General features: G+C 74.4%; 8 protein-coding genes. 5 read left to right on the top strand and 3 right to left on the bottom strand.

Translation table 11 applies throughout. The features are described from left to right. Positions 1 to 256: 256 nt before the first annotated feature. The gene (locus ACIQE0_RS38035; RefSeq protein ID WP_366339436.1) at positions 257 to 538 is read right to left on the bottom strand and encodes an Lrp/AsnC ligand binding domain-containing protein; all 282 of its coding nucleotides are present in this window, start codon (positions 536 to 538) and stop codon (positions 257 to 259) included. After that, positions 535 to 1,266, bottom strand: a complete 732-nt coding sequence (locus ACIQE0_RS38030) for a rhomboid family intramembrane serine protease (protein ID WP_402340756.1) — start codon at positions 1,264 to 1,266, stop codon at positions 535 to 537. Before ACIQE0_RS38030 ends, ACIQE0_RS38035 begins: the two co-directional genes overlap by 4 nt. A 187-nt stretch (positions 1,267 to 1,453) precedes the next feature. Here ACIQE0_RS38030 and ACIQE0_RS38025 point away from each other — a divergent pair, with 187 nt between their 5' ends. The 5 genes from ACIQE0_RS38025 to ACIQE0_RS38005 all read left to right on the top strand — a co-directional run bounded on the left by ACIQE0_RS38025 (position 1,454) and on the right by ACIQE0_RS38005 (position 7,190). Further along, on the top strand, positions 1,454 to 1,693 hold the full coding sequence (locus ACIQE0_RS38025) for a hypothetical protein (RefSeq protein WP_366339437.1): 240 nt from the start codon (positions 1,454 to 1,456) through the stop codon (positions 1,691 to 1,693). 18 nt (positions 1,694 to 1,711) lie between these two features. After that, the gene (locus ACIQE0_RS38020; protein WP_402340753.1) at positions 1,712 to 3,085 is read left to right on the top strand and encodes an NYN domain-containing protein; all 1,374 of its coding nucleotides are present in this window, start codon (positions 1,712 to 1,714) and stop codon (positions 3,083 to 3,085) included. Positions 3,086 to 3,398: 313 nt separating this feature from the next. Then, positions 3,399 to 4,424, top strand: coding sequence for an NlpC/P60 family protein (locus tag ACIQE0_RS38015; protein ID WP_366339439.1), 1,026 nt, complete (start codon positions 3,399 to 3,401; stop codon positions 4,422 to 4,424). Between the two features lie 235 nt (positions 4,425 to 4,659). Further along, positions 4,660 to 5,748, top strand: a complete 1,089-nt coding sequence (locus ACIQE0_RS38010) for an NlpC/P60 family protein (RefSeq protein ID WP_402340750.1) — start codon at positions 4,660 to 4,662, stop codon at positions 5,746 to 5,748. Positions 5,749 to 5,801: 53 nt separating this feature from the next. Further along, positions 5,802 to 7,190 (top strand): hypothetical protein, encoded by a 1,389-nt coding sequence (locus ACIQE0_RS38005; protein ID WP_402340747.1) that lies wholly within the window; start codon positions 5,802 to 5,804, stop codon positions 7,188 to 7,190. Here the strand turns inward: ACIQE0_RS38005 and ACIQE0_RS38000 are convergent. Then, entirely contained in the window at positions 7,147 to 8,472 is a 1,326-nt protein-coding gene (locus tag ACIQE0_RS38000; protein WP_402340744.1) for a glycosyltransferase 87 family protein, read from the bottom strand. The genes ACIQE0_RS38005 and ACIQE0_RS38000 overlap by 44 nt on opposite strands. Between the last annotated feature and the right edge of the window lie 18 nt (positions 8,473 to 8,490).

The following is an 8,490-nucleotide window of genomic DNA, read 5'->3' as shown; positions in this document are numbered from 1 at the left end:
ACCCCCCGCAACCCCACCCCCAAGGGGTGGGGGCGGGGCTGTGGGGCTGGGGGTGTCCGGACGTAAAGCGCAGCAGTCCGGACACCCCCAGCCCCACAGCCCCGCCACCGCACCCGACAGCCCCGCGCAGCGGACAAGTCAGCCCCGCGCAGCGGACACACGGCGGACAGTCAGCCAGCGCCGCAGGCGCAAAGACAAAGACAGCAACCCCCACGGCGGGAAAGCCGACAACGTGGGAAGCAGGCCCAGCGCAGCGTCACGCGTCGAGGCCGATGGAGAACGCCGTCTCCAGGTCGTGTTGGGAGTACGTGCGGAACGCGATGTGCGTCTCGGTGGAGGCGACGCCGGGGACCTTGCTGATGCGGCCGGGGATGACGTCCGCGAGGTCGTCGTGGTTGGCGACCCGCACCATCGCGATGAGGTCGTGGGCGCCGGTGACCGAGTAGACCTCGCTGACACCCTCCAGCGCGGCGATCTGCTCGGCGATCTCCGGGATCTGGTCAACGCTGGTCTTGATGAGCACGATCGACGTGATCACGGCGGGCTCCCTTCCTCGGCCGATGGTCCTTTGTCCCTGGTGGCCCCCACAGTATCCCGCCCGTAGCGGGCCCATGCGTAGAGGAAGCCCAGGGCGAAGCCGACGACATGGGCGAGGTAGGCGACGCCGGGGCCGGCCGGGTCCTGCTGGGCGGCCTGCCACTGGATGCAGAACCAGAAGAGCAGCACGATCCAGGCCGGGAAGCGCAGCGGCAGGAAGAACAGGAACGGGAAGAGGCTGGTGACCCGGGCCCGCGGGAAGAGGAAGAGGAAGGCGCCCAGTACGCCGGAGATCGAGCCGGAGGCGCCGACCAGGGTCTGGTCGGAGTGCGCGTGCGCGGCCGCGTAGCCCAGGAGCGCCAGGTAGCCGACGGCGAGGTAGAAGACGGTGAAGGGGAGCCGGCCCATGCGTGCCTCGGTCATGGCGCCGAAGACGTACAGGAACAGGACGTTGCCGAGCAGGTGGAGCCAGCTGCCGTGCACGAAGAGCGCGGTGAGCGGGGTGAGCAGGGCCCGCGGGGAGCCGCTCCACAGTTCGAGCGGGATCACGCCCCAGTGGGCGAAGTACCCGTTCTGGGCGCGGAGCAGGGCGTCGCCGGTGCCGTAGGTGCGGAGCAGGCCGGAGGCCGGGCCGAGCACGAAGAGTGTGCAGCACAGTGCGATCAGCACGTTCGTCATCCGTGAGAACACCGCGCGCAGCGAGCGGGCGGGGTGGGCCGGCGCCGTCATGAAGTGATCATGGCGCAATGCGGGCACACGGGACAGAGCGCCTCGCCGCGCCCCCTGCTTCCGGGCGGGCCCGCGCCGGCCCCCTGTCAGGCCGTAGGGTTGCAGGCAGTACGTTGCGTATTTCCGCAGTCCGACGGCGCACCGCGTGAAGCCGCACCGCAGCCCGACCACGAAAGAGGACGACACGATGGCTGTTCCCCTGCCGACGGCGGAAACCCGGTGGCGCTGCACGCTCTGCGGCAACCTCACCCGGTTCGACGTGACCCGTCAGTCCAAGGTCGTCGAGTACGTCCACCTGGATCTGGCGGGGGAGCCGAAGGTGGAGGAGCGCGAGGTCCTCAGCGAGACCGTCGAGTCCGTCCGCTGCCGCTGGTGCAACGCGGTCGACCAGATCGAGCTGGTGGACCGTCCGGGCGCGAGCGCCTGAGATCGGAGCGATGCAGCCGTGGTGGAACGTCCAGAAGGGGAGCCGGGGGCGGAGCGTGCGGACGCGCCCGGAGGGGTGGCCGACGAGGTGCTCGACCAGCCACTGCCCGAGGGCGTACGACGGCGCGTCGTGGCGCTCATCGCGGAGTGGTTCGGGACGCTGACGGTCTCCGAACTCCCGCCCGCCCTGCGGCAGTACGCCCGTTTCACTCCGAGCCGCCGGGCCAAGTTCGCCGGGAACGCGATGGCCGCGGCGCTGGAGAGCGACGCGGTCTTCCGGCAGCGGATCGCGGGCAAGCTCCGCCAGGCCCAGCCGGAGCTCGCCGAGGCGCTGGAGCAGGGGACCCTGCCGGCCGCGGCCGATCCGCTCGACGTCGCGGCCGCGGCGTATGTGCTGCGTCCCGAGGGCTGGGTCAAGCTGGTCGCGGCGGCGGGTGAGGAGGCGCAGCGGGCGCGCGCCGAACGGGCCGGCGAGGAGGCCGAGCGGGAACTGGCCCGGCTGCGCGAGGAACTGGCGCAGGCGCGCGGCGAGGCGCGTACGGAGGCGGACCGGGTCCGCGCGGATCTGGAGGCGGTCCGCAAGGAGAACGAGTCGCTCCAGCGCAAGCTGCGCAGCGCGCTCAGCGACGTCCGGCGCGGGGAGGCGGCGGTCCGCAAGGTCGAGGCCGCGCTGGGGGAGGCCCGGGAGCGGGCGGCGACCGAGAAGGCCGCGGCGGACAGCGAACTGCGCCGGCTCAAGGCCCGGGTCGCGGAGGCCGAGGCGGCCCTGGAGGCCGGCCGGCGGTCGGCCCGCGAGGGGCGCAGCGTGGAGGACATGCGGCTGCGGCTGCTGTTGGACACCGTGCTGGACGCCGCGCGGGGGCTGCGCCGGGAGTTGGCGCTGCCGCCCGCCGCGGGCCGTCCGGCGGACACCGTCGAGGCGGTCGCGCCGGGCCGGATGACGCCCAGGGACATCGCGACCCGGGCGCTGTCGGAGACCGATCCGGCGCTGCTGGACCAGCTGTTGGCGCTGCCCCAGGCGCATCTGGTGGTGGACGGCTACAACGTCACCAAGACCGGCTATCCGACGATGCCGTTGGAGAAGCAGCGGCTGCGGCTGCTGGGGGGCCTTGCGGTGCTGGCGGCCCAGACCGGCGCGGAGATGACCTGTGTCTTCGACGGGGCGGAGCTGGCCGCGCCGGTGCTGCTGGCGCCGCCGCGCGGGGTGCGGGTGCTGTTCAGCAAACCGGGCGTGACGGCCGACGAGTTGATCCGGCAGCTGGTGCGGGCCGAGCCGTCCGGCCGCCCGGTGGTGGTGGTGTCCTCGGACCGCGAGGTGGCCGACGGGGTCGCCAAGGCGGGTGCGCGGCCGGTCGCATCGGCCTTGCTGCTCAAGCGACTTGCGCGAACCTGACATTTCGCCCGGCGGTCGGAATGCCGCCCGGGAAAATCGCTTGCGTTTCGTACCGGAGCGTCAAGTGCCGCTTACTGGCCGTGCGATGTTGGTAAAAGATAGGGCTCGCGGACCGGTTTTTTCCCGTGAGGATTTGAAGCGATCACAACTCGGTTACTAAGGTCGGGCCTCGAACCTCCATGCAGTCGATCATCCACCCGGGACGATCAGTGGAGGTACCGCCGAGTCCGCGGCGTTCGCGCGGAGCCGGGGCCCCAGGCAAGTGCTCCCCCCACTCCCGGTAGGCGGCTGGAGGAAGAAGGAGCTCGCCCCCGTGGCGTCCCACCGTCGACCCAAGCAGCCGAGCCGTACCCGTGTGACCGTGCTCACCGCGACCGCCGCCGCGGCCGTCGCCCTCTCGTCCCAGGCGGCGCACGCCGACCCGAGCCAGTCGAAGAAGGACGTCAAGTCCGAGGTCGACAAGCTCTACGACCAGGCGGAGCAGGCGACCGAGAAGTACAACGGCGTCAAGGAGCAGCAGGACAAGCTCCAAAAGGAGGTCGACGACCTCCAGGACAAGGTCGCCCGCGGCCAGGGTGAGTTGAACCAGCTGCGCAAGGGCCTCGGGGCCATCGCTTCCGGCCAGTACCGCAGCGGCAGCATCGACCCCTCGGTCCAGCTGTTCCTCTCCGGCGACCCGGACACGTACCTCGAAAAGGCCGCCACCCTCGACCAGTTGAGCGGCAAGCAGGCCGAGCAGCTCAAGACCATCGCGGACAAACAGCGCCAGCTCGCGCAGGAGCGCACCGAGGCCGCGGGCAAGATCAAGGACCTCTCCGAGACCCGTAAGTCGCTCGGGGACAAGAAGGACGAGATCAAGGGCAAGCTCGGCAAGGCGCAGGAGCTGCTCAACACCCTCACCGCCAAGGAGCGGGAGGCCGTGCAGGCCGGCGAGGACCGGGCCAACCGCAGCAACGACCGGGTCAACCTCGGCGACGACGTGCCGGCCTCGCAGCGCGGTGGCGCCGCCCTGGCCGCCGCCCAGGGGAAGATAGGTTCCCCCTACGTCTGGGGCGCCACCGGCCCGTCCTCCTTCGACTGCTCGGGCCTGACCTCCTGGGCGTACTCGCAGGCCGGCCAGTCGCTGCCGCGCACCTCGCAGGAGCAGGCCAACGCCGGCACCCGGGTCTACTCGCAGAGCGCCCTCAAGCCCGGCGACCTGGTGCTCTTCTACGGCGACCTGCACCACATCGGCCTCTACGCCGGCAACGGCACCGTGCTGCACGCCCCGAAGCCGGGCGCCGCGGTGCGCTACGAGTCGATCAACAACATGCCGTTCCAGTTCGGCGTGCGGGTCTGACAAGACGCACAACACCCGCAACCTCCCGCCCGATCGGGGGAATTGCGACCCCCGCCGTTGACCTCCCGCTCCGCCGGTGACCTGCGAAGTCGCCGGCGGAGCGGCTTTTTGGGTACGAAAAGCGGTCTTTGGTCGGGGTAGCGGGGCGCGGTTACTGTCTGCCCGCGCAGCTGCCGGATCACCGACCGTCCCGCCCGGACGGCAGGGGCTGCACACGGAAGGAGTTGCGGCCCTCGTGGTGTCCCATCGCCGTACCTCGCAGCGCGGCCAGACCACTCTCGCCTCGGTCACCGTCCTGTCCGCCGCCCTGGTGACCGCGGTCACCGCGCTGGCGGCCCCGCAGGCCAGCGCCGACCCGGCCGGCGGGCGCACCGGCTCGGCCGGGGCGGCCGCCGCCGCGCCCGCCGCCCGGGCCGCGGACCGCGGCAGCACCACCGCCCGGATCAGCGCGCTCTACGAGGAGGCCGAGCGGGCCACCGAGAAGTACAACGCGGCCAGTGCCCGCACCAAGCGGGCGCGGGCCGCGGTGTCGGACCTCCAGGACCGGGCCGCCCGGACCCAGGAGCGGGTCAACGGGATGCGGTCCCGGCTCGGCGCGCTGGCCGCCGCCCAGTACCGGTCCGGCGGGATCGACCCCACCGTCCGGCTGATGCTCTCCGAACGGCCCGACAGCTACCTGGAGAAGGCGTCCGCGCTGGACCGGCTCAGCGGCACCCAGACCCGCGAACTGCACCGGCTCCAGGCCGCCAACCGCCAACTGGAGCAGCAGCGCCGGGAAGCGGCCCGGAAGCTCGGTGAACTCCAGGCCCGCCGCGTCGAGGTGGCCCACCACAAGAAGGAGGTCCAGCGGAAGCTGGCCGCCGCGCAGCGACTGCTCAACGCCCTCTCCCCGGACGCCCGGGCCGCCTACGACCGGGCCACCCGCGGCGACGGGCGGGACGCGCAGGTGCCGGACCTGACCGGGGCCGTTGCGGGCTCGGGCCGGGCCGCGGCCGCGGTCGCGGCGGCGCGCGCCGCGGTCGGCTCCCCCTACGCCTGGGGCGCGACCGGCCCGTCCACGTTCGACTGCTCCGGACTCACCCAATGGGCCTACCGCAGGGCCGGCGTCTCGCTGCCCCGCACCTCCCAGGCCCAGCGCGGCGCCGGGACGCGGGTCCCGCTGTCCCAGGCCCGCCCCGGCGACCTCGTCATCTACCGCTCGGACGCCAGCCACGTCGGGATGTACGTCGGCAACGGGCAGGTCGTGCACGCGCCCCATCCCGGCGCCCGGGTGCGCTACGACCCGGTCGGCATGATGCCGGTCTCGGCGGTCACCCGGCCCTGAGCCGCCCGACCCCGCGGTGTTGCCCCGGCCGGGCCGCCCTTACGATCGGCCGCATGGCGGACCAGAGGGCGCGACGCAGACGGGCGCGGCGGGCCGCACGGCTGGTCGGCTGCGCGGTGCCGCTGTTCGCGCTGCTGGTCCCGCTCGCCGGCTGCGCCCCCGCGCAGGGGCCCACCGACCAGTACCCGGGCGCCCAGCGGATGCTCGACGCCCGGGCCGACGCCGTCCGGCGGCACGACCCCGCGGCCTTCCTGGCCTCCGTCGACCCCCGGGCCACCGCCTTCCGCACCCGGCAGCGCGCCGTCTTCGACCACCTCGCCGCCGTCCCGCTGGCCGACTGGCGCTACGACCTGGTCGCCACCGGTGTCTTCCGGCTGCCGGCCGGCGGCGGCCGGCAGCTGGCCGCGCAGGTGCGGCTGCGCTACCGCCTCAAGGGCTTCGACACCGCCCCGGTCACCAGCCTCCAGTACCTCACCCTCACCGAGCGCGGCGGCCGTTGGCTGGTCAGCTCCGACTCCGACGGCGCCGCCGACGGCAGGACCGGCACCGACCAGCTGTGGGACCAGGGCCCGGTCCGGCTGGTGCGCGGCCGGTACAGCCTGGTCCTGGGCGGGGCGGCGGACCCGGCGCGGCTGCGGGACCTGGCGGCCCGGGTGGACGCGGCGGTGCCCGCGGTCTCCGCCGCCTGGAAGGAGAAGTGGGCCCGGAAGGTGGTGGTGGAGGCGCCGGACACCGTCGAGCGGATGGCGCAGCTGATGGGCAGCGACGATCCGTCGGGGTACGCCGGGATCGCGGCCGTCACCACCGGGGAGGCGGGGGCGGTGGCGGCGGCCCCCGCGGACCGGGTGATCGTCAACCCGGACGCCTACGAGGAGCTCAACGACCTGGGCCGCACGGTCGTCCTCACCCACGAGACAACCCATGTCGCCACCCGGGCGCTCACCACGCCCGCCACCCCGCTGTGGCTCTCCGAGGGGTTCGCGGACTGGGTCGCCTACCGGGAGGTGCACCGCACGCCCGCCAGCACCGCGCCGGAGCTCTCCCGCACGGTCACCGCGGGCCGGCCGCCCGCCCGGCTGCCGAGCGACGCCGACTTCGGCTTCCGGGCCGGCGCGGAGCGGCTGGCCACGGCGTACGAGGGCGGCTGGCTGGCCTGCCGGATGATCGCCGAGAAGTGGGGCGAGGCCCGGCTGGTCGCCTTCTACCGCGACACCGGCCGGCGCGGGCTCCGCACCGTCGGGGCCGGTCCGGGCAAGGCCCCGATGGAGGCGCGCACCCCCGCCCCGGCGGCCTCCCGCGCGCCCGCCGCCCCGGCGGTGGGCGGCGGGGCGCGGGGCGGCCGCGGCGCCGTGGTCGAGCGCGCCATGCGGGCCCAACTCGGCGTGGGGATGGGCGAGTTCACCGCGATGTGGCGGGCGTATGTGCGTCAGGAGCTGGGCTGAGGGAGGGGCGGACGCCGGGCACCCCGGCGTCCTGCGCGCGGCGGCCGCGACCGCCGGGGTTCCGCAGCCGGCGGCAGGCGAGCAGGCACGCGGCGACCAGCAGGCCGTTGCGCAGGACCAGCAGCGTGACGCCCCACGGGGTGCTCGCCACCACGTCCGCGAAGTGGATCGGGAACTCCAGCAGGGTCACCCCGGTGGCCAGCAGCACCAGCACGGCCGGCAGGCCCTGCCGGCCGGCCCGTACGGTCAGGCAGACCGCGGCCGTGCCGACCAGCCACAGCAGGTACTGCGGGCTGATCACCCGGCTGGTGGTGGTGAACAGCAGGACCGCGGTGAAGGCGGCGTCCGCGAGCGTCGCGGCGGTGAACTCCGCCGTCCGCAGCCGCCAGTGGACCAGCCAGGCCAGCGCGGCACCGGACAGCGCCAGCGCCAGGGCGCTCACCAGAGGGACGCCGGGGCCGAGGAACTCCAGTGAGCCGTAGTGGAGTTGCACCTCGCCGGGCCAGCCGGCGTGCCGCGCGAGGTGCAGCACCAGCGCGCCCAGCGACTCGACCTCGGTGCCGCGGTCGCGCTGGAAGCCGACGAAGCAGAGCGCGCCCGGCACGGCCACGACCGCGGCCAGCAGCAGCCCGGCGCCCCAGCCCGCCGCGCTCCACCACAGGGCGCGGGCCCGGCGGCCGCGCAGCGGCGCCCCGGCCAGCAGCAGCACCGGCCAGACCTTGAGCAGCGCGCCGCAGGCGATCAGCGCGCCCGCGGTGCGCGGCCGGCGGGCCGCCGCGAGCAGCGCCGCCGCGGCCACCGCCGCCACCAGCAGGTCGTAGCGGGCGTAGGCGGTCGGGCCGAGCAGGGCGACGCCGGCGATCCACACCCAGGCCCCGGTCCTGCGGTGCCCCGGCCGGCGCCCGGCGCGCAGCAGGAGGGCCAGCGCCGCCGCGTCCACGACCAGCATCAGGGCGAAGAACGCGGTGGCGTACGGGAGGAACGGCAGCAGACCGGGGGCGAGGACCGGCAGCGCGGCGGCCGGCGGGTACTGCCAGGTGACGTCGTCGAGCGGGAAGGTGCCGGTCCTCAGGACCTCGGCCCAGCCCTGGTAGATCACCGAGACGTCGGTGGTGACGTCCGGACCGGGCAGCACCAGCACCCGCATCGCGCAGAGCAGGAGCAGCGCCCGGGTCGCGGCCCACGCGGTCCAGGCGGCCGCCGCCGAGCGGGCGGTGCGGGCGGCCCAGGGGAGCCGCGCGGGCCGCTCCGCCGTGTCCGCCGTGCTGTCGGTGCTGGTCATCGCCACCCCGTCGGTCGT

This window comes from Streptomyces sp. NPDC093097 (assembly GCF_044754325.1).
Lineage (GTDB): Bacteria > Actinomycetota > Actinomycetes > Streptomycetales > Streptomycetaceae > Streptomyces.
Note: the sequence above shows the minus strand (reverse complement) of the source record. Positions and strands in the feature narration are given on the sequence as shown.